General features: G+C 43.1%; 28 protein-coding genes. 14 read left to right on the forward strand and 14 right to left on the reverse strand.

Annotated features, from left to right (window positions below):
- Nucleotides 1–22 precede the first annotated feature (22 nt).
- Nucleotides 23–430 (reverse strand): hypothetical protein, encoded by a 408-nt coding sequence (locus tag AC6RV6_RS06150; RefSeq protein ID WP_500239719.1) that lies wholly within the window; start codon nucleotides 428–430, stop codon nucleotides 23–25.
- A 368-nt stretch (nucleotides 431–798) separates the two neighbouring features.
- On the opposite strand from AC6RV6_RS06150, the gene AC6RV6_RS06155 reads away from it, so the two are divergent.
- On the forward strand, nucleotides 799–1,455 hold the full coding sequence (locus tag AC6RV6_RS06155) for a hypothetical protein (RefSeq protein ID WP_500239720.1): 657 nt from the start codon (nucleotides 799–801) through the stop codon (nucleotides 1,453–1,455).
- Between the two features lie 532 nt (nucleotides 1,456–1,987).
- Here AC6RV6_RS06155 and AC6RV6_RS06160 read toward each other — a convergent pair.
- The 6 genes from AC6RV6_RS06160 to tyrS form a co-directional block, all read right to left on the reverse strand.
- On the reverse strand, nucleotides 1,988–2,515 hold the full coding sequence (locus AC6RV6_RS06160; protein WP_500239721.1) for a hypothetical protein: 528 nt from the start codon (nucleotides 2,513–2,515) through the stop codon (nucleotides 1,988–1,990).
- A 14-nt stretch (nucleotides 2,516–2,529) separates the two neighbouring features.
- Nucleotides 2,530–3,246 carry an orotidine-5'-phosphate decarboxylase gene (gene pyrF / locus AC6RV6_RS06165; protein WP_500239833.1) on the reverse strand — a complete coding sequence of 239 codons (717 nt, stop codon included), beginning with the start codon at nucleotides 3,244–3,246 and terminating at the stop codon, nucleotides 2,530–2,532.
- Nucleotides 3,247–3,347: 101 nt separating this feature from the next.
- On the reverse strand, nucleotides 3,348–3,959 hold the full coding sequence (locus AC6RV6_RS06170; protein WP_500239723.1) for a DUF3226 domain-containing protein: 612 nt from the start codon (nucleotides 3,957–3,959) through the stop codon (nucleotides 3,348–3,350).
- Complete coding sequence (locus tag AC6RV6_RS06175) at nucleotides 3,959–5,026, reverse strand: AAA family ATPase (protein ID WP_500239724.1); 1,068 nt, start codon at nucleotides 5,024–5,026, stop codon at nucleotides 3,959–3,961. The genes AC6RV6_RS06170 and AC6RV6_RS06175 overlap by 1 nt, the downstream gene beginning before the upstream one ends.
- A gap of 165 nt (nucleotides 5,027–5,191) precedes the next feature.
- Entirely contained in the window at nucleotides 5,192–5,326 is a 135-nt protein-coding gene (locus AC6RV6_RS06180; protein WP_500239725.1) for a hypothetical protein, read from the reverse strand.
- A gap of 199 nt (nucleotides 5,327–5,525) precedes the next feature.
- On the reverse strand, nucleotides 5,526–6,749 hold the full coding sequence (gene tyrS / locus AC6RV6_RS06185) for a tyrosine--tRNA ligase (protein WP_500239726.1): 1,224 nt from the start codon (nucleotides 6,747–6,749) through the stop codon (nucleotides 5,526–5,528).
- A 286-nt stretch (nucleotides 6,750–7,035) separates the two neighbouring features.
- On the opposite strand from tyrS, the gene AC6RV6_RS06190 reads away from it, so the two are divergent.
- Genes AC6RV6_RS06190 through AC6RV6_RS06200 form a run of 3 tightly spaced genes read left to right on the forward strand, consistent with a single transcriptional unit; the run spans nucleotide 7,036 to nucleotide 11,706 of the window.
- Complete coding sequence (locus tag AC6RV6_RS06190; RefSeq protein WP_500239727.1) at nucleotides 7,036–8,964, forward strand: transglycosylase domain-containing protein; 1,929 nt, start codon at nucleotides 7,036–7,038, stop codon at nucleotides 8,962–8,964.
- A gap of 43 nt (nucleotides 8,965–9,007) precedes the next feature.
- Nucleotides 9,008–9,535, forward strand: coding sequence for a P-loop NTPase family protein (locus AC6RV6_RS06195; protein WP_500239728.1), 528 nt, complete (start codon nucleotides 9,008–9,010; stop codon nucleotides 9,533–9,535).
- A gap of 47 nt (nucleotides 9,536–9,582) precedes the next feature.
- Nucleotides 9,583–11,706: a glycoside hydrolase family 10-like protein gene (locus AC6RV6_RS06200; RefSeq protein ID WP_500239729.1), complete on the forward strand. Its 2,124-nt coding sequence runs from the start codon at nucleotides 9,583–9,585 to the stop codon at nucleotides 11,704–11,706.
- Nucleotides 11,707–11,896: 190 nt separating this feature from the next.
- On the opposite strand, the gene AC6RV6_RS06205 is transcribed toward AC6RV6_RS06200, so the two are convergent.
- Both AC6RV6_RS06205 and AC6RV6_RS06210 read right to left on the reverse strand, forming a co-directional pair.
- Nucleotides 11,897–12,550 (reverse strand): restriction endonuclease subunit R, encoded by a 654-nt coding sequence (locus AC6RV6_RS06205; protein ID WP_500239730.1) that lies wholly within the window; start codon nucleotides 12,548–12,550, stop codon nucleotides 11,897–11,899.
- Between the two features lie 92 nt (nucleotides 12,551–12,642).
- Nucleotides 12,643–13,266, reverse strand: a complete 624-nt coding sequence (locus tag AC6RV6_RS06210) for a class I SAM-dependent methyltransferase (RefSeq protein WP_500239834.1) — start codon at nucleotides 13,264–13,266, stop codon at nucleotides 12,643–12,645.
- 105 nt (nucleotides 13,267–13,371) lie between these two features.
- Here AC6RV6_RS06210 and hemH point away from each other — a divergent pair, with 105 nt between their 5' ends.
- From hemH to AC6RV6_RS06225, 3 genes are all read left to right on the forward strand, one after another.
- The gene (gene hemH / locus AC6RV6_RS06215) at nucleotides 13,372–14,544 is read left to right on the forward strand and encodes a ferrochelatase (protein ID WP_500239731.1); all 1,173 of its coding nucleotides are present in this window, start codon (nucleotides 13,372–13,374) and stop codon (nucleotides 14,542–14,544) included.
- A 142-nt stretch (nucleotides 14,545–14,686) separates the two neighbouring features.
- Nucleotides 14,687–15,658 carry a solanesyl diphosphate synthase gene (gene sds, locus AC6RV6_RS06220; RefSeq protein ID WP_500239732.1) on the forward strand — a complete coding sequence of 324 codons (972 nt, stop codon included), beginning with the start codon at nucleotides 14,687–14,689 and terminating at the stop codon, nucleotides 15,656–15,658.
- Between the two features lie 261 nt (nucleotides 15,659–15,919).
- The gene (locus AC6RV6_RS06225) at nucleotides 15,920–16,546 is read left to right on the forward strand and encodes a PEP-CTERM sorting domain-containing protein (RefSeq protein WP_500239733.1); all 627 of its coding nucleotides are present in this window, start codon (nucleotides 15,920–15,922) and stop codon (nucleotides 16,544–16,546) included.
- Nucleotides 16,547–16,649: 103 nt separating this feature from the next.
- Here AC6RV6_RS06225 and AC6RV6_RS06230 read toward each other — a convergent pair whose 3' ends face one another.
- Entirely contained in the window at nucleotides 16,650–17,741 is a 1,092-nt protein-coding gene (locus AC6RV6_RS06230) for an EndoU domain-containing protein (RefSeq protein ID WP_500239734.1), read from the reverse strand.
- Nucleotides 17,742–17,866: 125 nt separating this feature from the next.
- Here AC6RV6_RS06230 and AC6RV6_RS06235 point away from each other — a divergent pair, with 125 nt between their 5' ends.
- Nucleotides 17,867–18,505 (forward strand): hypothetical protein, encoded by a 639-nt coding sequence (locus AC6RV6_RS06235; RefSeq protein ID WP_500239735.1) that lies wholly within the window; start codon nucleotides 17,867–17,869, stop codon nucleotides 18,503–18,505.
- On the opposite strand, the gene AC6RV6_RS06240 is transcribed toward AC6RV6_RS06235, so the two are convergent.
- On the reverse strand, nucleotides 18,494–18,646 hold the full coding sequence (locus AC6RV6_RS06240) for a hypothetical protein (RefSeq protein WP_500239736.1): 153 nt from the start codon (nucleotides 18,644–18,646) through the stop codon (nucleotides 18,494–18,496). The two genes, AC6RV6_RS06235 and AC6RV6_RS06240, sit on opposite strands and share 12 nt — an antisense overlap.
- 6 nt (nucleotides 18,647–18,652) lie before the next feature.
- Here AC6RV6_RS06240 and AC6RV6_RS06245 point away from each other — a divergent pair, with 6 nt between their 5' ends.
- Together AC6RV6_RS06245 and AC6RV6_RS06250 are read left to right on the forward strand one after the other, a co-directional pair.
- Nucleotides 18,653–18,856 carry a hypothetical protein gene (locus AC6RV6_RS06245; RefSeq protein WP_500239737.1) on the forward strand — a complete coding sequence of 68 codons (204 nt, stop codon included), beginning with the start codon at nucleotides 18,653–18,655 and terminating at the stop codon, nucleotides 18,854–18,856.
- A gap of 264 nt (nucleotides 18,857–19,120) precedes the next feature.
- Nucleotides 19,121–19,330 (forward strand): hypothetical protein, encoded by a 210-nt coding sequence (locus AC6RV6_RS06250; RefSeq protein WP_500239738.1) that lies wholly within the window; start codon nucleotides 19,121–19,123, stop codon nucleotides 19,328–19,330.
- Here AC6RV6_RS06250 and AC6RV6_RS06255 read toward each other — a convergent pair.
- Nucleotides 19,311–20,267, reverse strand: a complete 957-nt coding sequence (locus AC6RV6_RS06255; RefSeq protein ID WP_500239835.1) for a class I SAM-dependent methyltransferase — start codon at nucleotides 20,265–20,267, stop codon at nucleotides 19,311–19,313. The genes AC6RV6_RS06250 and AC6RV6_RS06255 overlap by 20 nt on opposite strands.
- A gap of 338 nt (nucleotides 20,268–20,605) precedes the next feature.
- Here AC6RV6_RS06255 and petP point away from each other — a divergent pair, with 338 nt between their 5' ends.
- From petP to chlG, 3 genes are all read left to right on the forward strand, one after another.
- Nucleotides 20,606–20,797 carry a cytochrome b6f subunit PetP gene (petP, locus tag AC6RV6_RS06260; protein ID WP_500239739.1) on the forward strand — a complete coding sequence of 64 codons (192 nt, stop codon included), beginning with the start codon at nucleotides 20,606–20,608 and terminating at the stop codon, nucleotides 20,795–20,797.
- A gap of 23 nt (nucleotides 20,798–20,820) precedes the next feature.
- Complete coding sequence (locus AC6RV6_RS06265) at nucleotides 20,821–21,912, forward strand: Get3/ArsA fold putative tail anchor-mediating ATPase NosAFP (RefSeq protein ID WP_500239740.1); 1,092 nt, start codon at nucleotides 20,821–20,823, stop codon at nucleotides 21,910–21,912.
- Nucleotides 21,913–22,076: 164 nt separating this feature from the next.
- Nucleotides 22,077–23,045 (forward strand): chlorophyll synthase ChlG, encoded by a 969-nt coding sequence (gene chlG, locus AC6RV6_RS06270; protein WP_500239741.1) that lies wholly within the window; start codon nucleotides 22,077–22,079, stop codon nucleotides 23,043–23,045.
- Nucleotides 23,046–23,201: 156 nt separating this feature from the next.
- On the opposite strand, the gene AC6RV6_RS06275 is transcribed toward chlG, so the two are convergent.
- Complete coding sequence (locus AC6RV6_RS06275; RefSeq protein WP_500239742.1) at nucleotides 23,202–26,201, reverse strand: type ISP restriction/modification enzyme; 3,000 nt, start codon at nucleotides 26,199–26,201, stop codon at nucleotides 23,202–23,204.
- A 62-nt stretch (nucleotides 26,202–26,263) separates the two neighbouring features.
- Between AC6RV6_RS06275 and AC6RV6_RS06280 the strand changes: the two genes are divergently transcribed.
- Nucleotides 26,264–26,494 (forward strand): hypothetical protein, encoded by a 231-nt coding sequence (locus tag AC6RV6_RS06280; protein ID WP_500239743.1) that lies wholly within the window; start codon nucleotides 26,264–26,266, stop codon nucleotides 26,492–26,494.
- Between the two features lie 85 nt (nucleotides 26,495–26,579).
- Here the strand turns inward: AC6RV6_RS06280 and AC6RV6_RS06285 are convergent, their stop codons facing one another.
- The gene (locus tag AC6RV6_RS06285) at nucleotides 26,580–26,834 is read right to left on the reverse strand and encodes a hypothetical protein (RefSeq protein ID WP_500239744.1); all 255 of its coding nucleotides are present in this window, start codon (nucleotides 26,832–26,834) and stop codon (nucleotides 26,580–26,582) included.
- Nucleotides 26,835–26,885 lie beyond the last annotated feature (51 nt).

Here is a 26,885-nt window from a genome sequence, read left to right on the forward strand (position 1 = left end):
ATGCCAAAAATATATCCTGCTTCTATGGTATGCCCGATGGAGAGAAATCAAAGCGATCGCGAGTTTGCTGGAAAGGAATATGTAAAGATTGATGCGCGATCGCGACAATATCAAAATGTTTTTCTCCTTGTTGAGAATATAAGGGAAAACCCGATCGCGGACAAACAATCTCGGTTGAAAAATTGCTCTTTTTCCGAACAGTGCGAGCAAATACGAGAAACTCAGCCAACAATCGATCTTTTTCTTTCGCGATCGCCTCGCGTTCTTGGATTAATTCTTCTGTTGCTTGGAATAAAGCGATCGCAACAGTTTGCAACTCTAGAAAACCGGGTAATAATTGCTGTTGATATTGCAGGAGATAAGCAGAAGGCTCGACGAGATGAACGTGCAAATTTAATCCCGTCGTCGGATCTTGAAAGAGTTTGAGCATTAATAATTTGTGAGATGCAGGCAAAAAGGCTGTGTAATGGCTGCATCTCCAATTTGTAAATCCCCTCGATCCTCCTTTTGTAAGGAAGGGATCGGCTTCCCTCTTTCAAAGGGAGACAGAGAATTTCTGCTAAATCGTATTTTTGCAAAACTGAGATGCACCTTCAGTATAAACCTTCTTTATTGGTTGACAAGGACGAGACCATACCATAAGTGACTAGATCTTATGTTTCACTAATTAGCAATTCAATAATCTTAAGTTAACCTTTTCTTAACTAAAATACAAACTTTTCTTTATCTTTGCTTTAATTTATCGATTTATTCTCAGTAAAAGTCAAAGCCATCACAAATTTCATAAGGAGTTTTCAAATGAAAATTGCAAAGTTATTGGGAATAGTTGCATTTTTGATTGGTTTGCCGAGTTACGCGAATGCTGCCACGGTTACCTACACAAATCAGTCTAATTTTGAAGCGGCTTTAGCCAATGATTTCAAATTGATCGATCTTGATAGTCAACCAGCCGCAAATTTTGTTAACGAGTTAGATCTATCGGGCTTAAATGCTGGTTTTTTTGGTGCTAATGCCGAGATCATCTCGAACCAAAATGGACAGACAGAAGGAGATAACGATCGCCTCATTAACAATGGTCCGGGGTTTAATGGTTTAATTGGTTTAAATTTTTTTCACGGATCTAATGGTGTTGGGGCTTTTTCAAACTTTATCGATGGTGGAAGGATTCAGTTATTTTCCGAACAAAACGGTCAGGGGAATCTTATCGCCGAAGTTGGTTTTGGAGGTGGAAGTATAAATGGTGGAAACTTTGGTGGAATAACCATCGATGAAACTTTTCATTCGGCAATCGTTACCTGTGATTTTAATACGGATTTAAAATGTGGAGTTCATGACATCCAATTTAGTAGTTTTGACGCGCCAGAAACGGTACCAGAACCTGCATTTTCCTTCGGTATTCTCATGCTAGCAGCGAGCGGCAGTTTGGCCATCAAGCGCAGGAAATCGGCAAAATAGAGGGAATTTGTAGCAAAGGCACAAATCAATAAGATTGCGATATCTATACGCAGGGTAAACGCATCTAAATTCGTATCAAAAGCTACAGATAGAAATTCAATCATAGTATCCAAGATATGTGATTTTCCTTGTTGTTGACAATATCTATGGCTTATTGCACATTGGAAAGGAATTTCTCTTTTGTGTAACTTGAAAAATCCAAACATGGCGATCGAGATCGCAACGGTTCTTGTTTTTTTCTTCAAAATCATTGGACAATTGAAGCAAAATAGAACAAAATAACTATCTTGCCCTTCGATTTTAGGACAAATTAAAATAAGTGGATTTTTTTCAGTTACAATTTATACCAAATTAGATGCGTTTGCCCTGAGCAAAATGGCGCTATCACGATCGCTTTAAATCTCAATGGAATCAAAATCTCGCCCAGTTAACAGGCTGGGATATTGAAGAGATCAAAAAAAAAGTGGAATTACGAAGCGCAAGGATTTCAGATAATCTGCAATCTTCTCAAGAAAAATAGAATAATTTATCTTTACTCTTTGCCAACGATTCGACAATCTCGCAACCACAGGCGCACGGCTTGACCGATCGCGCCGTTACTGGCTTCTCTGGGAGGGGATGGGGGTCGATCTTTTTGCAGGGAGCCGTAACGAGTAAAAAGTGTTGCCATACGCCACCCGTCAGAGGTTGGAGCGAGAAATAACCAATGATAGTTTTCTCGAGAGATGGCGCGATCGCTTGCAAAAGACTGCTCTAGGGTGGTAAAAAAGACTTGTTTGGGGGCATCGGGAGAGGCTGGTAAAGAGCGCGATCCTCCTAATTCCAAGGGGTCAAATTCTGGTTGACCCGCCATAATGATATAAGTTTCGCGATCGCTAAACCCCGAAGTACGCGATCGCTGAATGATGCGATTCGCGTAACCGGGTAAATCCTCCAAAAGCAAGCCTACAACGGTTTCTAAGTCTCGCGGACAGGCAATCTCTGCAATAGCAGCAGCAGGAAAGATACTGCCAGTGGCGATCGCGATCGCGAATCCTGCCAGCACTTTTTTAATACTCACAGCAAAGCTCACAATCAAAGCGCTCCGGCAACTTCTTCACAAATACGATTCCATGCCTCTTGGGGATTTGCAGCTTGAGTAATGGGACGACCAATGACTAAATAATTCGCCCCTGCTTTAATTGCTCGGGCGGGGGTCATCACTCGTTGCTGATCTTTCGCCTCCGACCAACTCGGACGCACTCCTGGACAAACTAAAAGAAAATCATTACCGCAAACTTCTCGTAATTGCTGAGCTTCTCGAGGGGAACAAACCGCACCATTCAGTCCGCATTCTTTTGCTAATAATGACATCTGCAAAACATATTCGGGCAATTCAAGGGGGATTTTTAGATCGAAGGCCAATTCTCGAGAATCGATACTCGTGAGCAGCGTCACGGCTAAAAGTTGTAGGTTTCCCGAGCCGCGAGCCGTTTTTGCGGCTCCTTCTAGCGCCTTGCGCCCCGAGGTTGCATGAATGGTGAGGAAGTTAATATCATAAAGTTTAACTGACGCACAAGCACTGGCGACGGTGTTGGGAATATCATGGAGCTTGAGATCCAGAAAAACGCGCTTATTTCGTTGTTTGAGAACTTTAAGAACTTCTACTCCCGCACTGATAAATAATTCCAAACCGACTTTCCAAAATGTGACTTCTGGGAGTTTATCGATCAGCGCGATCGCTTGGACGGGAGTGGGTACGTCAAGGGGTACGATAATGCGATCTTTAACTGACAATTGCTCGCTTTTCATTGATGACCGTTCATGGATAAATGAATTTTTTCTGATAACTTGTAAGACTTTACCATCGATCGACAGAAGCGATCGCTTGATAGTTCCCACTCAAAATACTCCTATAATGATTGCAGAAATTGTTTTAAGCGATCGAATGCTAAACTTTCCCAATTAAAGTAACTTGCTTCAGATGCTTCTGCAAGGCGCTTGCTCGGATCAATTTGAGAAGATAACCAAGCATGAATTTTAGCTTTTGCCATATTTTCAGGTTGTTGGTTAGCACAATTTTTTACACATTCAAAATATTTATCAATGCAAGACATAACAGGACTATCTTGAAGAGACTCTAAACATAAATCTTCTAGCATTCCCGTTCTTATTCCATCGGGAAAGAGAAAAGAAGCGATCGTGGGTTCTCCTTCTATTTTCTCACCAATTCTAGTAGGGACGGAAAATTTATTATTGTTTAATGCAGAGCAAATGCTATTCCAAGAAGATGTAACATTATCATCTGCATCTCTGGTTATTGCGAGAACTGCTAAACGAGAAAATCCCGGAATCAATTTTAAAGTTTTCAAATATCTTGATAAATTATCTTTACCGCTATATGCTTCTACTTGAATATCAGTAAGATTAAGATATTTTAGAAAAGCCTTGAGAAAGCGTCGATCTTCAACCCCTTCACCAATGAGTAACTTAGGTTTGACAATTTCTTGAGGTTTATTTGTCATTAGCGCATTTCAAGGTTAAGTTCTGTTGATGTTTCAATTGATTCTCGATCGTAGGTTATGGCCTTAATGCGATCGTCAATTCGTTCTAAACGATGATAGCGAAAGTCATACACTTCTCTTTCTGAAAAAGCATGATGAGCAGCGCGAATACTTTCTATACTATGAGTTGTTGCAAAAATTTGCGTGTTCGATCGCCTTGCGGCTTCACCAATGGCCTGCCAAATTTTAGGTAAAATAGAATGATGTAAACCATTATCAATCTCGTCAATGAGTACAATTCCATTTGGTGCATTTGCGATCGCTAAAATTATAGAAAGCAATCTTACCATTCCTTCTCCAGATAAGGGTAGAGGGACAAGATGTTCTAAACCTAGATTAGTATAAAGCATGGGCTTTCCATAGGAAACTAGAATAGATAACTCTTTTAATCGTGGTTCAAGTATGGTTAGAGTTTTTAAAATACTCTCTCCCTGTTTGGATTCTTGAAGAATACTATAACGTTCTATATCTTCATTAAGAGAATGATGACCTGTTTTGAGAAAAACTGACGGGAATGAGATATTTATTTCTCCTTCACCTTCACTTGCCCAGACAAATCTATCGATTTGTTGTCTATCAACACTTAAGTATAATCTATAAGTTAATTTTTGACCATCTATATTCTCATATTCTATCTCCAAATCTTTTTGTCTCGATTCTCTAATAGAAAATTGAGGATGCAATTTAAAAAGTTCGATATCTTTTGCATGAACAAGTTTGAGTTTTAATATCCCATTTCTTTGATTATTTTGAAAATCGGTAAAACAAATCTCTCTATCTATTTTTTGATTATAGAACAACCAATTGCAATTTCTTTCTATATCAAAAGATTGCTCTATTGCTCCTCTCTCATCATTTAATTGGAGAGGTGCGTATAACTTATTAATCCCAAAATGTAAAGAGATCGCTTCTAATAATGCCGTTTTACCAATATTATTCATTCCTCCAATTAGATTTACTTGTTCTAGAGGCTCTATCTTCAGTTGCTCGAAACATCGGAAATTTTTGACAGAAAACGCAGTTATCATTTTCGTTTGGGTATCAACGATCTATCCTTTAGATTAGCAGCAAACAGAATAACTGACAAGCATGAGCAAAAATTAACGACAATATTAAAATCCTCCCTGCCGCAAAACAGCAAAGAGGACGTTAAAGAAAATCACGAAAACGAAAATCGGAATGTGCAAAGTGAATTAGAATGGCAAGTTAAATAATCCCCAAGAATCACCTTGAAAACTATTCAGCAAAGCCAGAAAAGCAAATATGTTTAGCCCGGCAAGCAGGAAAATAATTAAGAATTGCTCCGGTTTGACAAGATTGGATTTCATTCGTTTCTCCTATTTTGGATTGAATTGAAGTAACAGAGCAATGCTACATATTGCTTTTTCCAACTTTGAGTTTAATCTGCAATTTGCGATCGCCTTGGATTCTCTTATTAACTTTTAAGATTTGTAAATTTTAGGTATTCTAGAACACAAGTCTTGCTTTGATTCGCGATTGTAGAGTCCAGAAAAAATGAACAAAAAGTTAAGCAATCAAACGCACAAATTTTTTCTTACCCACTTGTAAAACTTTGCCATCTAGATCCGCAGGGGAAGCGAATTCGAGATTGACATCAGTAATGCGATCGCCATCCAAACGCACTGCACCGCCTTGAATCTGTCGGCGACCTTCCCCACTACTTTTACATAAGCCACTCGCCCCGAGAATGTAATACAATTTGGCAGGAAATTGTACTGCGCTTAAAGCATATTCGGGGACGGCTTCCGTGGCAATTTGCGTGCCTTTACTTAAAGATTCGGCGGCTTTTTTCGCTTCTTTCGCTGCTTCCTCACCGTAATATTGAGAAACGACATCCAAGGCCAGTAATTTTTGCTGCTCCCTCGGATTTCCTGGCAAACTCTCTAACGATAGCTTAGTCAGTAACTCAAAATACTGCTCCAAGAGAGCATCAGGAGTTCCTTCCAGTTTGGAATACATCGAGAGGGCATCCTCGGTCAAACCCACATAATTATTGAGAGATTTCGACATCTTATTCACGCCGTCAAACCCCAACAGTAATGGCAATAACAAGCCAAACTGAGGCTTTTGACCAAAATGGCGTTGCAAGTCCCGTCCCACGGCTAAATTAAACTTTTGATCCGTTCCGCCTAATTCCACATCCGCTTTTACTGCCACAGAATCATAGCCCTGCATCAAAGGATAGAGAAATTCGTGCAGATAAATAGGATTTTCCTTCTCGTAACGCTCGGAAAATCCTTCCTTAGCGAGCATTTGCCCCACCGTCATCGTCCCCAACAATTGCAGGATTTCCTTTAAATCCAGATCGCTTAACCATTCCGAGTTATAGCGAATTTCCAAGCGTCCGGGAGTGTCAAAATCCAAAACCGGGCGCAATTGTTCCAGATAGGTTTCTGCATTCTCTCGCACTTGTTGGGGAGTCAATTGGCGGCGAACTTCCGATTTTCCTGTCGGATCGCCGATTTGGGCGGTAAAATCGCCAATAATGACGACAGCAATGTGTCCGGCATCCTGAAATGCCCGCAACTTCCGAAACGGAATACTATGGCCGAGGTGGAGAGCCGATCCTGTCGGGTCAATACCCAACTTGACTCGTAAGGGGCGATCGCATCCAGTCAATAAACGCGCTAAATTTTCTGCGGGGTCATCCGACTCGGGGCGATCGGGAAAAATTTCGTTTGTGCCTCGGAAGAGCCAAGCTAAATCGGGATTGGAGTTGCGATCGGGCATAGGATTCGACAAGTTAAGGGTTTAACGTTAGGATACCAAGCGAGTATTCTAAAGGAATACGCACCAATTCCATCGAGTGGAGGATATATTTTCCTAACCTGTAGGGATAAATTAGAATGCCTGAAGCGTTAAGCAAATGTTAAAGTTTTCAGAGGAGGAATTTGCCAATGGGTTCTCGGTCATTGCTTATACAATTTAAAGTAACTGTTTTCCCCGTTGTTTGAGACTCTCGTTCTGACAAACACTAGAGCGTCAATTATTTTTAGCGTGAGGTAGTGGAATTATCGTGGCGACCAGTAGCACCGTTCGACAAAAAGGCACCAAGAAAAGCGATCGCAAGCCCTTCGTTCAATTTGCTCTCGGGACGACCAAAGCGGCGGGAGGAACGATTCTCGGCATCACTATGCTCGCCAGTTCGGTAGTCGCAGGAGGGCTGGTCGGACTGGCGATTAGCTTTCGCAATCTCCCCGACGTTCGCGTTCTACGAAACTTCGTTCCCACGGAAACAAGCTATATTTACGATATCAAAGGCAAACTCCTCGATAGCCTGCACGGAGAACATAACCGGGAAGTCGTCAAACTCGACGAAGTTTCCCCCGACCTCAAACGAGCAGTTTTAGCCATTGAAGATAGCCATTTTTATTTACACGATGGCATTAACCCCAATAGTATCGGACGCGCCCTCCTCGTAAACTGGCGACGAGGTGCGGTGGTGGAAGGAGGATCCACCGTGACCATGCAGTTAGTCAAAAATTTGTTTCTCTCCCGACAGCGCACCGTCAGCCGTAAATTAGCAGAAGCCGTTCTTGCTATTCGCGTTGAACAAATTTTCACAAAAGATCAAGTTTTAGAAATGTACCTCAATAATATTTATTGGGGTCATAACAGTTATGGGGCAGAAACCGCCGCTCAAAGTTATTTTGGTAAATCAGCCAAGGATTTGAACTTAGCAGAATCCGCCATGATGGCCGGCTTGATCCAAGCCCCAGAAGATTACAGTCCTTTCATTAACTATAAAGAAACCAAGCGGCGGCAATCTTTGGTTTTGCAACGGATGCAAACTTTGGGTTGGATTACATCACAAGAGGCAGAAACGGCGAAAAAAGCCAAACTTTTAATCAATCAACCGACCGCTTGGAAGACCAGCGAACTCCCTTATATTACAGAAGCTGTGGTTGCTGAATTGCAACAGCGTTTTGGTGAAGATGCTCTCCTGAAAGGCGGACTGCGAGTGCAAACCACGGTAGATTATAATTTCCAAAAAATGGCGGAGGAGAATGTCGCCAATGCTCACAAAAGGTTGATCGCTCGCGGTTTATATGCGGATCAGGTGGCTTTGGTGGCAGTAGATCCTCGCACTCACTATGTTAAGGCCATGGTGGGGGGTGTTAACTATAAAAAGAGTCAGTTTAACCGCGCCATTCAATCTCTACGACAGCCGGGATCGTCTTTTAAACCGTTTGTTTACTATACGGCTTTTGCCAGTGGCCGGTATACTCCCTATTCAACCATTGAAGATAAGCCGGTTAAATATCGCGATGGCTCGATTTACTACGAACCGCAAAACTATGGTGGCAATTTTTCCGGTTCTGTGAGTCTTCGTACGGCGATCGTGACTTCTCTCAATATTCCAGCAGTGAAAATTGGGCAAGCGGTGGGGATCGATAAGGTTATTGAAATTTGCCGTACTTTGGGGATTACCAGTCCTCTCGATCCGGTGATTTCTTTGCCCCTAGGCTCTATTGGCATTACACCGATGGAGATGGCGGGAGCTTTTGCGACCTTTGCCAGTAATGGTTGGCATTCCAAACCGACGGTGATCGCTCGGGTGACAGATAGTAGTGGTAATGTTCTCCTCGATAATACACCTAAGCCTCGGTTAGTTCTCGATCCTTGGGCAACAGCTTCCTTAACTAGCTCATTGAAAGGGGTTTTGGCAGGGGGAGGGACAGCACCGAGGGCTGCGATCGGTCGTCCGGCGGCGGGCAAGACGGGAACGACGACTTCAGAACGAGATGTTTGGTTTGTAGGCTACGTGCCGCAATTATCGGTTGCAGTTTGGATCGGCAATGATAACTATCGACCTCTGGGACGTGGGGTAACGGGAGGAGGATATGCGGCTCCCATTTGGCGCGGTTTCATGCGAGAAGCCTTGAAAAACGAACCGGTGAAGTATTTTCCGGCACCGTCTAAGTTTCCGCGTCCCAAAGCGTGATTCAGTTATCAGTTATCAGTTATCAGTCACCGAGAGAGGGTTTATGAGAAAAGTGGCTGTTTTTGGGAATGCTGGGGGTGGGAAGTCAACTCTCAGTAAGCAATTAGCAGCAATGACTGGTTTACCCTTGCACGTCTTGGATAAAATTCAATATGAAGCGGGTGGGATCGCGGTTTCTGAAGAAGATTATCAGCGCACTCACAATCGGATTTTGGCGAGCGATCGCTGGATAATTGACGGATTTGGTTCAATGAAAACTCTCTGGCCGAGGTTGAATGAGGCTGATACTCTTGTTTATATTGACTTGCCTTTATCGGTTCATTTTTGGTGGGTGACGAAGCGATTTTTAACGGGGTTCTTTGTTCCTCCTGATGGTTGGCCCGATCGCTCTCCCATTTTGAAAAGCTCCCTCACCAGCTATCGCACCCTTTGGCTTTGTCACAAGTATTTGACCCCAAGATATCGGGATTACGTGCAGCAAGCTAAAAAGACTAAGCAGGTTTATCATTTGCGATCGCGCCGACAAATTGCCCAATTTTTGCAGGCGATAAAAATAAGGGCAGAAAAATGACCTTGACCCCTTAAGATCGAGAGATAGCTGCAAGCATAAGCGGGTCAATGGCTAAGATTGAAACCACGGGAAAGGTAGATGCTGACGGAAAATTAACGGCGCAGGTTGAAGGAGTACCGCCGGGGGAATACGCGATCGCGCTAACGCCTCAAAAGGCTGCCCCACAAGTTGCCTCTTTCAATACGCCTCAATTTCCTGATATTCAAGGGCATTGGGCGCAACCCTTTATCCTTGCCCTTGCCAGTGCGGGGATTATTCGCGGTTTTCCCGATGGCACTTTTCGCCCCAACCAACCCGTAAACCGCGCTCAGTTTGCGTCGTTGGTTGCGGGGGCATTCGATCGCCCTAAAGCCAGAGAGGCGATAAAGTTTGGCGATTTATCTTTGGGATTTTGGGCCAATGCGGCTATCCAACAGGCTTATCAAATGGGTTTTTTAAGCGGGTATCCCAATAAAACATTCCGCCCGCATATCGAGATTAGTAAGGCACAAGTTTTTACGGCGTTGGTGAATGGTTTGGCGATCGATCCGGCGAGTTTACCGGAGATTTCTCTTGAGGATTATTATCAGGATGTGGGGGAGATTCCCAATTACGCGATCGCACCCATTACGACAGCGACACAGGCGGGAATTGTGATTAATTATCCCGATCGCGATCGCCTACAACCGAACAAAGCCGCCACTCGTGCTGAAGTTGCCGCCCTATTGCATCAAGCGATCGCTTACACCGGGAAAATGCCGAGAATCCCCTCGGATTATTTCATTCCGCCTCCTGCCTCGCAAACTGAAGTTTTAAGCCATCAGAGGGAGTTTCGCGGCGCTTGGATCGCTTCAGTGTGGAATGTGAATTTTCCTTCCAAACAAGGACTTTCTGGGGAACAACAACAACAAGAATTGCGAGCCATTCTCGATCGCCTGCAAAGCCTGCATTTTAATGCGGTTATCTTGCAAATTCGTCCGGAGGGGGATGCACTTTATTCTTCGGCGCGAGAACCTTGGAGTGTTTGGCTGACAGGGATTCAAGGCAGACCCCCAGAACCGTTTTACGATCCTCTCGAATTTCTAATTGAAGAAGGACATCAGCGCAATATTGAGGTTCACGCTTGGTTTAATCCTTTCCGCGCTAAAACCAGTAAATCCGAAGCCAATAAGCCTCCGCATTTCGATGCTCTCCATCCTGAAGCAGTATACGATTACGGTAAGGATCGCTGGATGGATCCGGGGCTGCAAATCGTTCAGGATCATACTTACGAAGTTATTCTCGATGTGGTGCAGCGCTACGATATCGATGGGGTTCACATTGATGATTATTTTTATCCCTATCCCATCGCAGGGCAGGAATTTCCCGATCGCGTCACTTATGAAACTTATCAGCAAGGGGGCGGCACCCTTGAACTCGCTGCATGGCGACGGGACAATGTAAACAAGATGGTGCAACGTTTATCGGCAGGGATTCGTGGTACTAAGCCTCGTCTGAAGTTTGGGATCGCACCTTTTGGTATTTATCAACCGGGAAAGCCGGAAGGGATTACGGGATTAGATCAGTTTAATGCCCTTTATATGGATCCGCTTAAGTGGTTATCGGAGGGCTGGGTTGATTATTTATCGCCGCAATTGTATTGGCGAATCGAACAAACGAAACAAAGTTATCCAGTTTTATTGCAGTGGTGGGCGGAGAATAATCCGCAAAATATTCATCTTTATATTGGCAATAATTTATCGCGTTTAAACCCGGCAACCAGTAGTTCTCCGTGGACGGTGGAAGAGTTTGAAAATCAGGTCAAAATTACGCGAGATTCTGGAAATCCGAATGTTTTGGGTAATATTTTCTATCACGTTAAACCTCTGATGGAAAATATGCAAAATGTCAATGAGGTTTTTAAGAATAAGATATACGATCGCCCGGCATTGATTCCAGTTATCTCTCGACAAGGCTCGGAAAAACCTTCGGTTCCGACGGTAACATTGGATGGGAGCAATCTAGCGTGGAAGCCGCGAGAAGGTGAGGAGATTCGTGCTTGGAGTTTGTATCGTCAGAATGGGGAAAGTTGGGAACTGGCGGCGATTTTTCCTGCTTCGATTCGCGCGACGGGAATTGCACCGGGAAGTTACGGGTTATGCGCGGTGAATGCTTCGGGGGTTGAGAGTGAGGGTGCGATCGTGAACCTGTAACTAAAAATTAGTCCTAATGTGAGGGAGGAATTGCGACTTTGTCGTGAGCGCGATCGCAATTGTTTATTGCGTCTAGAAACCATTGACCCTCCCCGCTCTAAAGAGACGAGGCTATCAATCTCCCGATTTTTCTCGTATTCGCGTAGTGCTATATTAGGTTTGCGCTACCCACACTCTTAACCAAAACAGTTCAGCGATCGCACTCCCCCTGTTTAACGAGAAATTGACTCGCAAGTCGTTTGAGGATTTGTAGGACAATATACAAACCGTTTTCGCGGTTGCGGAGATTGAATTCATCAGAGAGAGCGTAAGTAAACCCGTTAGGAGTCGAGATAAGTTTAAGAAAATTAAAATTTGCCCCATTGGTAAGCATCCCGTAAGTAGGAGACAAAGACGCATTGGGACTAGCGAGAAGGTAAGAAAGAAGTTGAGATCGCCCCACTTCAAGGGAAAATGCCGCTTGTTTGGATTCGATCGCTAACACCCAAAAATCTTCGCAGAGAATCAGTACATCGAGAAGTCCCGTTACTTTCAGTTCCCCATCTCGGTCAATAATCTCAGTAGAGGCTTCCGAACGAATCAGGAAAGGAGGGCTAAAAAAGCCTGCGAGATCGAGTAATGGCGAAAGAACAACCATTTTCACCGTATTTTCCAATAAAGGAGGATATCGGAGTAGATAAGTATAATTGCTTTTGATACGATCGCAGCGATCGCGTTCTGTATCCGTTAACTCGGGAAGTTCGCTTTGCCATTCTAAAAAAGCCGAAAGCTCGTCAGTAAATTGAAGTTGGAATCGCTCTTCCAATTCATTTAAAGCAATATTTCTAGCCGTGAGAATTTGCATCGGTTTGTTAAATTTTGTTCTCGTTGGTCATTCCCATTTTCCTCATGATATCCTCCTCATCTTGCATCGTAGAATCGATCGCGATCGCCTCCTCATTTTCGCGCCTGAATCACTTGCAAACTTCCCCCCGCATGCAGAACGCGATCGCACTTCTCAAAACCTACATTCTGCAATTCTGCTATTAAATCTCGTTGTAATAATTGCCACGCCGTTTCCGTTTCAAACAACCACATAAAAACAGCCAGCCCCGGCACAAACAATAGATTAGTCGGTTGATGAAAATCAACGATCGCAAATATTCCCCCCGGTCGCAAAACCCGATACACTTCCTTGAGAATTTGCTGAAATTGTTCGGGGTTCATTTCATGTAAAGCCGCACTAACATGAACGATATCAAATGTATTTTCCTCAAAGGGCATTTTCTCCGCAAAGGCTTCCACATAGTTTCCTTGCGGTACATTTTGACTCGCCCGCGCGATCGCCTTCGGAGACGCATCCAACCCCGTCACGCGATCGCTCGCAGCAACCAAAAACCGCGTCACTTGACCCGCACCGCAACAGAGATCTAAAATTTCTGTATCGCGATTAATCGACAAACCTTGCAACGCCAATTGACGAAAGCGTGCTTCTCCTCCCACCGCCAAAGCAGAAAGGCGAGTAATGCCGTCATATAACCACTGATAACGATAGCTGAGAGGTCTGAGAATCGTGGCCAAAATTGCAACTCCTAATTCGCGTTCATCATCTCTCATTTAGATTAACGAAGAAACACCATTATTGTTAAACTTAGTCAAGAATCTGAAAAAATTTAGAAATTTGTTATGACTGCCAATAATAGTGTAGGTGTATTATTGCTCAACTTAGGGGGACCAGACAAGCTCGAAGACGTTGGCCCCTTTCTATTTAATCTCTTCTCCGATCCCGAAATTATTCGCTTACCCTTCCCTTGGTTGCAAAAACCCCTCGCTTGGTTTATTGCCACGCGGCGCACGCAAACGTCCCAAAACAATTATAAGCAAATTGGGGGCGGTTCTCCTCTGAGACAAATTACCGAAGAACAAGGACAAGCATTACAAGCCAAACTCAGCGAGCAAGGTTGTAACGCTAAAATTTATATCGGGATGCGCTACTGGCACCCCTTCACCGAAGAAGCGATCGCGCAGATCCAAAAAGATGCGATCGATGAATTGGTGGTTCTTCCCCTTTATCCGCAATTTTCCATTAGTACGAGCGGCTCGTCTTTTCGCCTGCTCGATCGCCTTTGGCAAGAAAACCCGCAACTCGCCAACATTCGCTATACCGTCATTGCCTCATGGTACGATCAACCCTCCTACCTGCAAGCAATGGCTGAATTAATAGCCGGAGAACTCGATAAATTTTCTCATCCCGACAACGTTCATATTTTCTTCAGCGCTCATGGCGTACCTGTCAGTTATGTAGAAGAAGCGGGAGACCCCTACCAAAAAGAAATTGAGGAATGTACCCGCCTCATCATGCAAACCTTAAACCGATCCAACGCTCATACCCTCGCCTATCAAAGTCGCGTCGGTCCGGTAGAATGGCTCAAACCCTACACGGAAGAAGCCTTAGAAGCCTTGGGAGCAGCCGGAGTTAAAGATATCGTCGTGGTACCGATCAGCTTTGTTTCCGAACATATCGAAACCTTGCAAGAAATTGATATTGAATATCGAGAGGTTGCTGAAGCAGCCGGAATTGAGAATTTTGGCCGCGCTCCGGCTTTAAATACCCATCCCCTCTTTATCGAATCCTTGAAAACTTTGACAATGGACGCTCTATCCAGTCCGCCTCAATCTTTTGCCGATGTCAAGCGCATGGAGAAAAAAGTCAAGCTCTATCCCCCAGAAAAATGGGAATGGGGAATGACTACCGCCGCAGAAGTTTGGAATGGTCGCTTGGCAATGTTAGGTTTTTTAGTTCTCGCGATCGAGTTAATCACAGGCAATGGACCATTACATTTAGTCGGATTACTGTAGTTTTACAGGCAAAGTTAAGTGGCAAAAATTCAAGGAAAAGGGAAAAGTTAAAATTTCCCTTTCTGCTGGAAAACTCCTTTTTAAGTTAAAATATGTTAAAAAGTATGTAGATTTTTTAATATTCGCCAAACACGGCAAAAAAATGACCTCAGTAACCTCTCTTTTTTCCCCAGTCGATGCCGATCTGGGAATCTTAGCGGAAAACCTCAAAAAACTGATCGGCGCAAAACACCCAATCCTCAGTGCTGCGGCAGAACATTTATTTGGGGCTGGAGGTAAGCGCTTGAGGCCGGCGATCGTCTTATTGGTTGCTCGCGGAACAATGTTAGACCAAGAGATTACCTCGCGCCATCGTCGTTTGGCGGAAATTACTGAGATGATTCATACCGCCAGTCTCGTACACGATGACGTGGTAGACGAGTCGGACATTCGCCGACGGGTGGCAACGGTGAATAGTCTTTTTGGCAATCGTATTGCTGTTTTGGCGGGGGATTTCCTCTTTGCTCAATCTTCTTGGTATTTAGCTAATTTAGACAATCTTGAAGTGGTGAAGTTATTATCTGAGGTCATTCGCGATTTTGCTGAGGGAGAAATTCAACAAGGTCTCAATCGTTTTGATACTGATATATCGATCGAATCTTATTTAGAGAAGAGTTATTATAAAACTGCGTCGTTAATGGCGAATAGTGCGAAATCTGCGGCACTTCTCAGCGATGCAGCTAATGATGTTACGCGAGATATTTATCATTACGGTCGTCATTTTGGCTTAGCTTTTCAAATTGTTGATGATATTTTGGATTTTACGGCTTCGAGTGAAGTGTTGGGAAAACCGGCAGGTTCCGATCTCGCAAGTGGTAATTTGACGGCTCCGGTTCTGTATGCAATGGAAGAGAATCCTTATATTACCCCTTTAATCGAGCGAGAATTTAGCGAAGAAGGAGACTTAGAGAAGGCGATCGCAATGGTGAAAGAAAGTCAGGGTATTGAAAAATCCCGGCAACTGGCAGCCTATCATTCTCGTACTGCGATCGAGTATCTCGCTCCCCTCAAACCCTCAGAATGTTCTCAAGCCTTGAGAGATTTAGCGAAATACATTTTACATCGCATGTATTGAGCTTTTTTTGTGAATGAGAACTTCGCACAGATCTGAGGAATCAATATTTTCTCGCAAGAAATCTTCATATAAATGCGATCGCTTTATTTCTATTTTGTAAAAGAATATTAAAAATAGTAGGTTTATCGATTGCCAAAAGGTTAGGATTGTGCTGTGAAGAAAAATCAGTTTGTATTTCTCTGGCTTTCTTTGTGTGAGTTCGCGATCGCCAAGCAAGACAGTTGAAATCAGGCAATCAAGAGGGAATCCTTGGAGGTTCTGATGAACAAAGTATTATTAGCTGTACTCGGGACTGTTGTTTTCGGTGCGATCGCTGCACCAACTGAAGCGGCTATTTTGTCAGTCGGGAATGGTGGTCAAATCATCAATGCTCCGACTTCTGTATTTAACAATGCTGGGCAAGGGGGACTTGAAGATCCAGAATTTATGTTGGGTTTTAATGAAAAACAAAATGTTTTGCTGACCGAGGATTTAGGTGTTGACGGCGGCACGATCGCATCTGGAACTCGAGTAAGCAGTCATATGATTTTCCTGAATAATCCAGGAAATCAAATTTTAGATCTCGAGAATATTCTCTGGGAATTTGATGGAAAGATTATCGGGGTTATGTCCGATAGCTGGGGAGAATTAGAGGCAGCCTCGAACGATATCTTAGGCAATCCCGGTACAGCTTACCCCGGCAGCTTTAATGCGAGAGGAATGGAAAACCCTAGTCAGGATTTTTATAGTGGGGTAGGAACAAACACTCTCGATGTTTCTATGCGGGTTAGCGAACCGGGAGACTGGATTCGCGTCGTGACTGTTGTTCCCGAACCTGCATCAATTCTCGGTTTACTGGCAATTACAGCATTGGGCGGTTCTTCCTTGCTCAAGCGTCAGAAACATTAAAGAATAGAAGCATAGAGAAAGAAGAGATGAGGAGACAAAATTACTTATCTCTTTTACTGCGATCGCTATCAGTATCAATGCAAAATTTTCTCCTCTTCACTGTTCACTGAAAACAAGTTGATTCGCGATAGTCGGGAGTAGAATCAGGGAAAAATGTGCGAATACCTGCCGATCGCCGCACGAAGACATTGGCAAAGGTTCGGCCATCATCCCGAATGGTCAAAATACAAGCCGTACTGCGGGAGTTTGTCGTCGGATTATTGGCAAAAGCTTGAGTTGCGAATTTAAGGATATCCTTAGCACTTAAAGTGTATCCATAGCCTTTAACCCGAGAAATGGCTAATTGTCCATTGACCTTGATAACCGCTCCTATGGTATAGATCAGACCTTCTTTGGCTTCTTCTCGTCCTTTGTTGCGATCGAGGCGACCTGCCAGCCCTTTTTGTTGTAAATCTAAATAACGACCGTAATAGTGGAATCCGCCAATTTTACCGCCGGGGATCGGTTCGCCACAAAAAATATGCTCGAATCCATGAGCATTAAACCAAGCATCGGTTAGATCGTCTAAATATTCATTTTGAGTTTTTGGGATAGCGCGATCGCCATAAACTTTCCCCTCTGTATAGTCTTGAAGCTCTCTCAAAACAGCAAAGTTAGACCGCATCAAGTTTCTAAATTCTTGGCGGCTGACTGCTTTTCCCGGTGAACCGCAGACGTTGTTAACTGCAAGGTCAAAATCATCGAGTCTGGGAGGTTCGGGAGTCACGTCAACTCGACCGCTTTTGGGTAAAAAGATAGGATTATCTTCAAAATCGAAGAAAGGTAAAAACGTTGCTTCTTGTTTGACTGCTTTGAGAGGTTGCGGTTTTTGCTGTTCTCTTGAAGGAAGTGCAGGCAAATCCCGGCCTTTGTCAAAAGTTCCGCATTCCCTCGCGACCCATTTGCGATCGCCATTGATATTGAGATAAATATAATTGGCTTCTCGAGGTTTATTTTTGCCTAATGCCCGGTAAGTTGTGCCAATCTTTAAAGCAATAGGTGCATTCTCTTTGCGAATGGACGCAACTGCATTGCAAGTTTGCGTAATGGTAAAGTTTTTAGAGCGGGCAAATAAGACTTGTGCGAAAGCCGGTGAAGGCAAGAGAACCGCGATCGCCAATGCCAACATTGTGAAAGTTGCGAACAATTTTTTCATTTTTCCCAGAAATCCATTCCCAAAATTTAGCATTGACCTGTGACAGAATCGCAAGAGTGAATGCGATCGCTTCATCTCGTGCGAAAACTTGCTATGACAAGAACAGCAATTAACCAAGGTAAAAAATGGGAATGAGACGTAAACAGCCAATTCCACTCTGGATACAATGGATCCTCGCGACTAGCCTCTCGATTCCTTTGGGTTGGGGTGTTTGGGCATTGTCATCTCTCATTCCGTTTCTGAATTCTCAGTCCTCGATCGCAGTCTTCCTGTGGTTTGCAATAGCAATGATGACGTTTTTACCCTTGGGTGTGAGTCAATGGGCGATATTGCGTCGGCGAATTCGCCATGCAGTTTGGTGGATACCCGTGACAGCGATCGGAGTCATCCTCGGATTATTTGCAACATTCTTGAGCTTTTCTTGGTTTGGGAGTCATAATTTTTCTCTTGGCCCGGGTTTCTTTCTGGGTGCTTTTGTTGGCGGTGGAATCCTCGGTTTTTTGCAATGGCTCATTCTCAGATCTGCTAGTAAAAGAGCCTATTGGTGGATTGTTGCGAGTGGTTTGGGGTGGATGGGGAGTGTCAGTTGGTTTTCTTTATATTCGATGAGGTTCTTTTTCGGCGGTTCTAACCCTTGGGAAATAATGGGTTGGTTCGTATTGGCTGGAGCGAGTGGCGGTATAGGAGGGCTAATTAAAGGTGTTGCGATCGCTTGGATTTTAGCCATTCCTCGCCATTCCGATCGCACTCCCTCAAAACAATAAACGCGATCGCGATCGCAGGCTCTCCGTATTTTCCGTCATCTCCAAACCCGATCGCATTCCTACGATTACCACGAGGATTATCACCGCGCATCCCAGAAAAAAGAGAGATGATGAAATTGTCGATAAGGAAGTCAGTCCCACAGAATCATGTTTAACTCTCTCGCTCTTCTCCCCGGTGCTATCTCTGAAATCTTCGCTACTGCTACCGAAACCGGCATTTTAACCCTTTCTGACCGTTATGGCTTAATGGCTGCAACCTTAAACGAAAACCTCGACGAAGAAGAAAGAAGAGTCGTTAATCGCCTTTTACGAGCCATCAAACGCGGACGCATTCAACTCGCTACAGCTTAATCGCAATTCGCAATTTACACTTTAAAATCAGACTTCCTCTTACTCTTCTCTCCCCTGACATGGCAAGATTGTCGGGGGATTTTCTTATCAATTGATTTTGCGATCGAGATCGTCTTGATTGTTTATTGCGATCGCTTTCTCTTCGTATTTTCCGTCATCTCTAAACCCGATCGCGTTCTCATGGTTTTCAAGAGGGGTATCACCCCTGTTTCAAGCAAAATAAGAGATGATGAAATTGTCGATAAGAAAAGGCAAAAACCAATCATGTTGAATCAAATTGAACTCCTTCCCGGTGCTATTTCCGAAATTGTTGCCTCTGTTGCCGATACCAAAATTTTAACCCTTAGCGATCGCTATGGTTTAATGGCTGCGACCTTGAAAGAAGACTTAGAAGAAGAAGAAAGACGCGCGGTTAATCGCCTGCTTCGTTTCGTACAACGGGGTAAAATTCAAGTTAGTTCTCAATGGGTTTAATGGCAATAATCGTGCGATGGCGCGGATCGCTCGCAGTTGTGATTTTATGCTCAAATCCCACTTCTTTTAAGGCTGCTTCGACATCAAAAGTATAGAAATCATCGCTCCAGGGTTCGGTACTTTTCATGAGAACAAATAGGGCGGGCGGTAAGCTTTGAATCACAGGAGATTTAGGATTATTATCAATAATACTCAAGATGCCTCCCGGTCGCAAAATTCGCAGCATTTCTTGAAATATCTTTTTGCTGGCATACCGAGGCAATTCGTGAATGACAAATTGTAAGGTAATAATATCAAAACTGCGATCGCTCAATTCTGTATTTTCAGCATTGGCATGAAGCCAGCGATCGATCTCGTCTTTTTCGTCGCGAATTTTAGCCACAGAGAGCATATAAGGAGACAAATCTAAACCCACGGTACGCACGGGGTCTTTTTGCCTCCGGCTGTAATAATGATGTAAAGTCAGGGTAGAAATTCCGACAGAACAGCCCACATCGAGGATATCGCGAACGATCGCAGGACTATATTCACCAAGAATATTGTGAAAATTTCCGCGCATTCGGTTCTCAGCTTCTTGCCACGAGATACTTTCTCCTTTCCACACCCGCAACCCCATTGCTTGCGTTGCGGGTTGGGCTTCAAAGGCTGCAGCCCAACAGAGATTGCCTTCATGGTAAGCATGGAAGGGAACTTGATAGTATTCGGGATAAGTGAGATTTGGGTTGGTTATTTCCCGAAGGAGACTTTTTGCCGGAGAGCGATCGAATTTCTGATAGATTTCTCGCCAAGGAATACCATTTTTTTCGGCAGTTTTGATGAGAACTTGCCGCGCTTGGCGTTTCATAACATTGTAGATGGGCTTGGTTTGAATCAGGAAATTGACAAATCGCGAGAGCATATCTTTGCCAGCCCAATCGGGTTTGAGTTTGTCCGTCATCGGTGCGTTGGGATTTGAGGAGAGGTGCGTTTTTGATTGTCTCATGGAAGGATGCGTTAAAATGGGTAATTCTCCTAAATTGGTTAAGAGCGAGGACTTCCGTAATCTCAGGAAACTTCACTCTCTAAACCCCTTCAATTTGAAGAGTGATTAGAGGGCGATCGCATCAGTCCCGAGAGCGATCGCTATTTTTTTCAACGGCGATCGCCTTCACATCAATTAATCGGATTGGGGATTTCGCGTTATTCATTACTCGTTACTTCTTCCCCCGCATCCCCTTTTCCCGTAAACTGTGTAGTGGTCAAAATTTTTACATCAAATTATAAATTGGAGTCGGAATGGAAATCGGGAAAAAAGTTAAAATTTGTCGGATTCGCGATCGCGTCGGTCAAGATGTCGCCAAAAAACTCGGCGCAGTCGGTACGATTACCGGTTACAAAATGACCGATGGTAGTGGTGTTGGCGTTGTTGTCGAATTTGACGACAAAAGCGCGAGTTGGTTCTTTGAAGACGAACTCAAAGCAGTTTAAGATATCCTGTTGAAAATATTGTAATGGCTCACCTGATAACTTTTTTAGGAAAAGGCGGAGTGGGTTGTACCACCGTTGCGATCGCCGCCGCCAAAAAACTTGCTAAAAACGGCGATCGCGTTCTTTTGGCTAGTCAAGATCCCAGTCCGGCCTTTGGTTTATTGCTCGGGCGATCGCTAGGAGTTGAACCCGAGGAAATCGAACCCAATCTCTGGGCAGTACAATTTGACACGCCTGTTTTATTAGCAAAAAGTTGGGAAGAAGTCAAGGAATTTGAGGCCAAATACTTGCGCTTCTCTACCTTAAAGAATGTCTACGGACAGGAATTGGGGACATTTCCGGGGTTTGAAAGCGCTCTCGGTCTCTACGAAATTCGCAATTATAACGCCAGCCAGAAATTTGATGCGATCGTCTACGATGGTACAGCAGATTTGGCATTAATTAGCGCCCTGGCCGTACCGGATAATACCAATTGGTATATCCGTCGCTTCCGGGAATTAATCTTGGAGTCGGATTTGGGAAAAGCGCTTTCTCCTTTCATCCAACCCATCACCTCAGCAATTTTTAATGTGTCGTGGTCTTTGGATAATTTCGCCGAAGAACCCATCGGCGAAACGCGAACCTTGTTAGAGGAAGGCATTGCAGCAGTGGCCGATCCCAAAAGAGTTTTAGCGTATTTGGTGACGAATAACGACCCCGTCGCGATCGCAATGGCTAAATATTTATGGGGAAGCGCACAGTTAGCTGGGGTTCACGTCGGGGGCGTATTCTGGAATCGAGCCAAGGCGAATAACTCGTTAACCGGAGAATTTTCACCCCTATCGTTTACAGAACTCCCAGATACAAAAGATCTTAATGCGATCGCCGATGCACTTCCCAATATTCGCGAGGTGGGAGAGATTCCCCAACCTCTTGCCGTTGATATTGACAAACGCCAAGCTAAGGTCTTTTTACCCGGATTTGACAAAAAGCAAGTCAAGTTAACCCAATACGGGACAGAAATTACCATTGAAGCAGGCGATCGCCGTCGCAATATTATTTTGCCTCCACCTTTAACAGGACAACCCGTAAAAGGAGCAAAATTCCAAGACCATTATTTAATTCTTTCCCTGTAGCAGGAATTGTTTTTCAGGGAAAGTTAAGTTATTGCGATCGCAAATCAATAGAGGAATTTTAAATTTAACGTCCCGATAACCATTATCTGTTGTTGAGCGATCGCAAATAACTATCCACTAATAACTATCTACTAATAACTATTCACTGATAACTGTTTACTGAAATGACACAAAACCCAGAACAAAGTCAAGATACTTCTAAAACCCGTCAACTTTTAGGCATGAAAGGGGCTGCATCGGGAGAAACGAATATTTGGAAGATCCGCTTGCAGTTAATGAAACCCATTACATGGATTCCTTTGATTTGGGGGGTCGTCTGCGGGGCGGCTTCTTCAGGCGGTTATATTTGGAGTGTCAATGATTTTTTCATGGCGTTGACTTGTATGTTGTTATCGGGCCCGTTGATGGCAGGTTATACCCAAACCTTAAATGACTTTTACGATCGCGAAATTGATGCCATTAACGAACCCTATCGCCCCATCCCTTCCGGTGCAATTTCTGTTCCTCAAGTGGTCGCTCAAATCCTTGTTTTACTATTCGCAGGATTGGGGCTTTCTTACTTATTAGATATTTGGGCCGGTCATGATTTTCCTGTCATGGTTTGTTTGACGATATTTGGTGCTTTTATTGCTTATATTTATTCTGCGCCGCCACTAAAATTAAAGAAAAATGGTTGGCTGGGAAATTATGCCCTCGGTTCGAGTTATATTGCTTTACCGTGGTGGGCAGGTCATGCGCTATTTGGGGAATTAAATGGGACAATTGTAGTTTTGACCCTATTTTATAGTTTGGCCGGTTTGGGGATTGCAGTGGTCAATGATTTTAAGAGTGTGGAAGGCGATCGCGAATTGGGTTTAAAATCTCTGCCGGTAATGTTTGGCGTAACCACTGCTGCTTGGATTTGTGTAATTATGATTGATACTTTTCAAGCCGGAGTTGCGGGTTATTTGGTTAGTATTCATCAGAATCTCTATGCAACTTTGGTCATGTTGTTGGTAATTCCACAAATCGTCTTTCAAGATATGTATTTCTTACGCGATCCTTTAAAGAATGATGTGAAATATCAAGCCAGCGCACAACCCTTTTTAGTCTTGGGAATGTTAGTGGTGGGTTTGGCTTTAGGTCACGCTTAAAAGGAAGTTCATTATCAGGATAGCTTAGAGACATTAAAACAGTTAAAAACTAGAGAACGCAAAATTCAATTCATTCTTTATGTTCTGAATTTAGTGAGGGAATTTGGTCTGCGGTTGAGGTTTGATTTTATGGGATCGGTGCGATCGCATTGCTTTCTACTGTTCTGATTCCATTTCTCGGATAATTTTCATGGTTGCTACAGAAACAGTGCATACTCGGGTCAATAAGTCAATAACTTTCTCTTTATAATCGATGAATTTGTAAGTATTGAATTTTTCGCGGATGGTGGGATCGCGAGGTTTCTTTTCTTTATGTTGGTCTAAGATCCATTCTAAGGCAGAACGGTTGCCGAGTTTGTATTCCCATGCAATGGGAGGAATATCTTTCAAGGTGGTGATATTATCGAGGAGAATTTGATTTTTATCTTTATCTGCTTTCAGTTTGGGTTTATAGAGTTTGCCTGCTTTTAAGGGGATATCAATCTGTTGGAGTTTGTAGGGAGTCATGGTTTCGTAATTGAGGTGCAATTCCATTAATTTTTGACCCCAGTTTGTCCATTGTGGGAAGTCGTCGTAAAAGGGAAGTCGAGGAAAGTCTCGTTTGAGGTTGAGTTCGTATTTTTTGCGGTATTGGGGGTTATGGAGGACAGCGTAGGTATAGTGGAAAATATCCAGTTTAGTGATGGTTTTATTATTATAATGGGTTTGAAATTGTTCGAGTCCCCAGTCGGTGATATTGTCGATGCGGTTTCCTTCTTTATCGTAGCGGTAGAGAGGGAGACATTGAGCCGCAGTTCCTACTAAATGAATATCGGGTATGCGATCGGTTACTACAATCATAAATAGTGATTGAGTACCCGCATCAGTACACGAAATTACTTGATTTTCAACTGTATTCTTAGGGAATATACTCGGTATTTGATAGGTCATTCCATTAAAATGCTTATCAAAATACAGATATTTTATTGTATAAGGACGATATAAACTTTTCACAATTTTAGTGTTTTCAAAGATTTTCTTCACTCTACGAGATAAATATTTTTTCAATTCTCTATCCCATTTTATATAATCTTTATCTTTGTGATTTTTATCATTAAATGTTTTCTGATATATATCAACAAAAGTTTTCATTTTTTGCGTTAGGAAATCAGCAGAAAAATCATATGCCCATTCATCTCGCTGTGTTTTTAAACCAGAGGAAAACAACTCAAAAATTGCCTCTTGAGAATAACCTGCTTTCACATCTTTGTCTATAAGTGCTAACAAATCATCAAAATCATTATCTGTTAAATCAATCCAATTGTTCTTTTTGTCAGGTTTGATGTGATCAAAATCCAAGCTTTTTAACTGATTTGTTGCTAAAAAGTTTAGCTTTTCTTCAGCCAACTCAAATTCTGGACGACAAATATAGTCAATATTAAAATCTTGAATTTTATTTTCTTGTTTCTTAACTAAAAATGTAATTGCTACAGGTGTTTGAATTCCAAAAATGTTATGAGTTGTTCCTGATAGCTTTGGATTTGTACGAACATTTCCCCCTAAATCAACAACATAAAGATCGCTAAACTCTTCAGCAACAACTTTTCTAAACCCATCAAATGTTAACGCATCTACAAAAGAAGAATTGGTTACAAATGCAATGATTCCATTTTCACTAATACGATCGCTTGCCCAACGAATAAATCGGGTATACATATCATAAACTGCAATTTGATTCTGTGCTTTTCCTTGTTTTATATAAGTATCTTTAATGCGATCGTCAATGGATTTATAAGCACGATTAGCATTATTTCGGTTGAAATCTTGCTGATTTGCATTATAAGGAGGATTGCCAATAATCACCGAAATTTGTTTCTCATTTTGCCGTCTAATCCGCTCCGTATTCTCCAACGTCATCGCAAACAAATCCAACTGCTTTCCCGCAAAAGATGTATTATCCAACGTATCCATAAAACAAATATTCTTAAACTCCTCATACTCCCCCATCTTCTGCTGATAAGTATACTCAATATTCAAATTGGCAATGTAATACGGCAAAATTGCCACCTCATTGCAATGAATCTCATTGAGATACTTATACTTCAACTTACTCGCCGGCAAATATTCAATCAACTCCGTAATAAACGTCCCCGTCCCCGTCGCCGGATCCAAAATTTCCACCCCTTTATCGCTCAAAACCTTGCCAAAATGTTTGTGTAATAAATAATCCGTACTCTCCACCATAAACTTAACAATTTCATTCGGCGTATACACAATTCCTAACCGATCCGCCGCCTTGGGATTATACGCCTTGTAAAAATTCTCATACACCACCTTTAAAAACTTTTGTTTCTCGTGATAATTGGAAATATTCGCCGCCGTCCGTCGAATTACCGCATAATAATGCTCGATACTTCCTAACGTATTTCGACGCACCGATCCCGTAAAAAACGTCTCGATAATTCCTTGTAACGACTTGGCAATATTATTTTCCCGATGAAACTGAGACTCATTAAAAACCGTCGTAAAAATATCCTCCGTGAGAATATGTTGAATCATCATCTCCCGAATATCGTCCCCCGTCACTTCCGGATTAATCGACTTGCGACATAACTCTAAAAACGACTCCCTCGCCTCCCGAAACTTCTGATTATTCGCTGCCGCATCTGCTATTCTTTCTCGTAACTCCTCCGCAATATAAGGTACATCCTGTTTAAACTTTTCTAACGCCTCCCGAAAATCTTTGACCTCCGGACGCACGTAATTAATAAACTGCTGTAAAAGCCGATCTAATGCCTCCCAGTCCGCCATTGAAACCCGCAATATTTCCGCATTCCCTTGCCATAAAACCGCCGTGCGCGTATCTTCAAAAATAATATTATCTGTGGGATACCCTTTCGCTAACTTCTTCTCGATTTCCTCATCTAAATTGTCCTTCGTATCCTTCGCTTCCCAATATCCCCAATCCAACCGCAACGCATCTTTTACCGTCCCATCCGGACGAATATAGGTATTTTTAAAAGTTAACTCTGCAATCAGACGAAAATCCCGCGTTTTACAATATCCTCCTAACAAAGACTCAAACGCCTTTCGCAGAGAAGACTCATTGCGAGACCCGCCATAACGTCGTAACTCTTCTAATTCTCGCTTGTATTGTTCGATTAGCAACTTAGACATCGCTGCCAAATTCCTCACTCAAAAAAAAGGGATGTAATCTTCTATTTTACCCCCTAAAGGAGATGCGATCGCATTTTTATTTTATCCAGATCGATAAGCGATCGAACAATAATTTATCCCCAACCCCAGAGAGCGATCGCGCAGGAGGAGTTATCCGAAAAACTAAGCGATCGCCAAAATTTAATAATAGCTTTGTGCGATCGCCTCTCTTCCTAAAAAAAACACAATCGCTCTTAGTTTCCCAAGAACGATCGTGGTTTTCAATATTAAGAAAGCGAGTTGTGCTTCACTAACGAATCATCTGGGAAAGACGATCGAGATAAAGCATCCAACGAGAAAAACGCGCTAAACTCCTAGTCAGCAAGATTGCATTGCCTACTACAGAGATGGCATCTCACACTTAACATTTAACGTTGTACCCCAAGCTTGCCATACTGCCGATCCTGCTCCACCTGCTTGAGTGATGGTTGGAGTGCATTCTTTTGTTTCTCCGGCGAGCGCATGGACTTGTGCTACAAAAGTGCTACCTTCGGAAACAAAGGCAACATCTTGGCATTTGGTTTGTCCAATGGGGAATGAACCCGTCCAATCTGTGTATAAGATAGTGCCGTTAATGTCTACTTTCGTTCTCATCTCTGCAGCATATCCGGCTCCGACTAGAAGCGATACACAGGATTTATCGTA

Source organism: Spirulina sp. LEGE 11439 (genome assembly GCF_059821285.1).

Coding starts and splice junctions, on each gene's coding strand:
- AC6RV6_RS06150 (WP_500239719.1), bottom strand. CDS start 430: ATGCTCAAACTCTTTCAAGATCCGACGACGGGATTAAATTTGCACGTT.
- AC6RV6_RS06155 (WP_500239720.1), top strand. CDS start 799: ATGAAAATTGCAAAGTTATTGGGAATAGTTGCATTTTTGATTGGTTTG.
- pyrF (WP_500239833.1), bottom strand. CDS start 3,246: ATGAAAAGCGAGCAATTGTCAGTTAAAGATCGCATTATCGTACCCCTT.
- AC6RV6_RS06170 (WP_500239723.1), bottom strand. CDS start 3,959: ATGACAAATAAACCTCAAGAAATTGTCAAACCTAAGTTACTCATTGGT.
- AC6RV6_RS06175 (WP_500239724.1), bottom strand. CDS start 5,026: ATGATAACTGCGTTTTCTGTCAAAAATTTCCGATGTTTCGAGCAACTG.
- AC6RV6_RS06180 (WP_500239725.1), bottom strand. CDS start 5,326: ATGAAATCCAATCTTGTCAAACCGGAGCAATTCTTAATTATTTTCCTG.
- tyrS (WP_500239726.1), bottom strand. CDS start 6,749: ATGCCCGATCGCAACTCCAATCCCGATTTAGCTTGGCTCTTCCGAGGC.
- AC6RV6_RS06195 (WP_500239728.1), top strand. CDS start 9,008: ATGAGAAAAGTGGCTGTTTTTGGGAATGCTGGGGGTGGGAAGTCAACT.
- AC6RV6_RS06200 (WP_500239729.1), top strand. CDS start 9,583: ATGGCTAAGATTGAAACCACGGGAAAGGTAGATGCTGACGGAAAATTA.
- AC6RV6_RS06205 (WP_500239730.1), bottom strand. CDS start 12,550: ATGCAAATTCTCACGGCTAGAAATATTGCTTTAAATGAATTGGAAGAG.
- hemH (WP_500239731.1), top strand. CDS start 13,372: ATGACTGCCAATAATAGTGTAGGTGTATTATTGCTCAACTTAGGGGGA.
- sds (WP_500239732.1), top strand. CDS start 14,687: ATGACCTCAGTAACCTCTCTTTTTTCCCCAGTCGATGCCGATCTGGGA.
- AC6RV6_RS06225 (WP_500239733.1), top strand. CDS start 15,920: ATGAACAAAGTATTATTAGCTGTACTCGGGACTGTTGTTTTCGGTGCG.
- AC6RV6_RS06230 (WP_500239734.1), bottom strand. CDS start 17,741: ATGAAAAAATTGTTCGCAACTTTCACAATGTTGGCATTGGCGATCGCG.
- AC6RV6_RS06235 (WP_500239735.1), top strand. CDS start 17,867: ATGGGAATGAGACGTAAACAGCCAATTCCACTCTGGATACAATGGATC.
- AC6RV6_RS06245 (WP_500239737.1), top strand. CDS start 18,653: ATGTTTAACTCTCTCGCTCTTCTCCCCGGTGCTATCTCTGAAATCTTC.
- AC6RV6_RS06250 (WP_500239738.1), top strand. CDS start 19,121: ATGTTGAATCAAATTGAACTCCTTCCCGGTGCTATTTCCGAAATTGTT.
- AC6RV6_RS06255 (WP_500239835.1), bottom strand. CDS start 20,267: ATGACGGACAAACTCAAACCCGATTGGGCTGGCAAAGATATGCTCTCG.
- petP (WP_500239739.1), top strand. CDS start 20,606: ATGGAAATCGGGAAAAAAGTTAAAATTTGTCGGATTCGCGATCGCGTC.
- AC6RV6_RS06265 (WP_500239740.1), top strand. CDS start 20,821: ATGGCTCACCTGATAACTTTTTTAGGAAAAGGCGGAGTGGGTTGTACC.
- chlG (WP_500239741.1), top strand. CDS start 22,077: ATGACACAAAACCCAGAACAAAGTCAAGATACTTCTAAAACCCGTCAA.
- AC6RV6_RS06275 (WP_500239742.1), bottom strand. CDS start 26,201: ATGTCTAAGTTGCTAATCGAACAATACAAGCGAGAATTAGAAGAGTTA.
- AC6RV6_RS06280 (WP_500239743.1), top strand. CDS start 26,264: ATGCGATCGCATTTTTATTTTATCCAGATCGATAAGCGATCGAACAAT.
- AC6RV6_RS06285 (WP_500239744.1), bottom strand. CDS start 26,834: ATGAGAACGAAAGTAGACATTAACGGCACTATCTTATACACAGATTGG.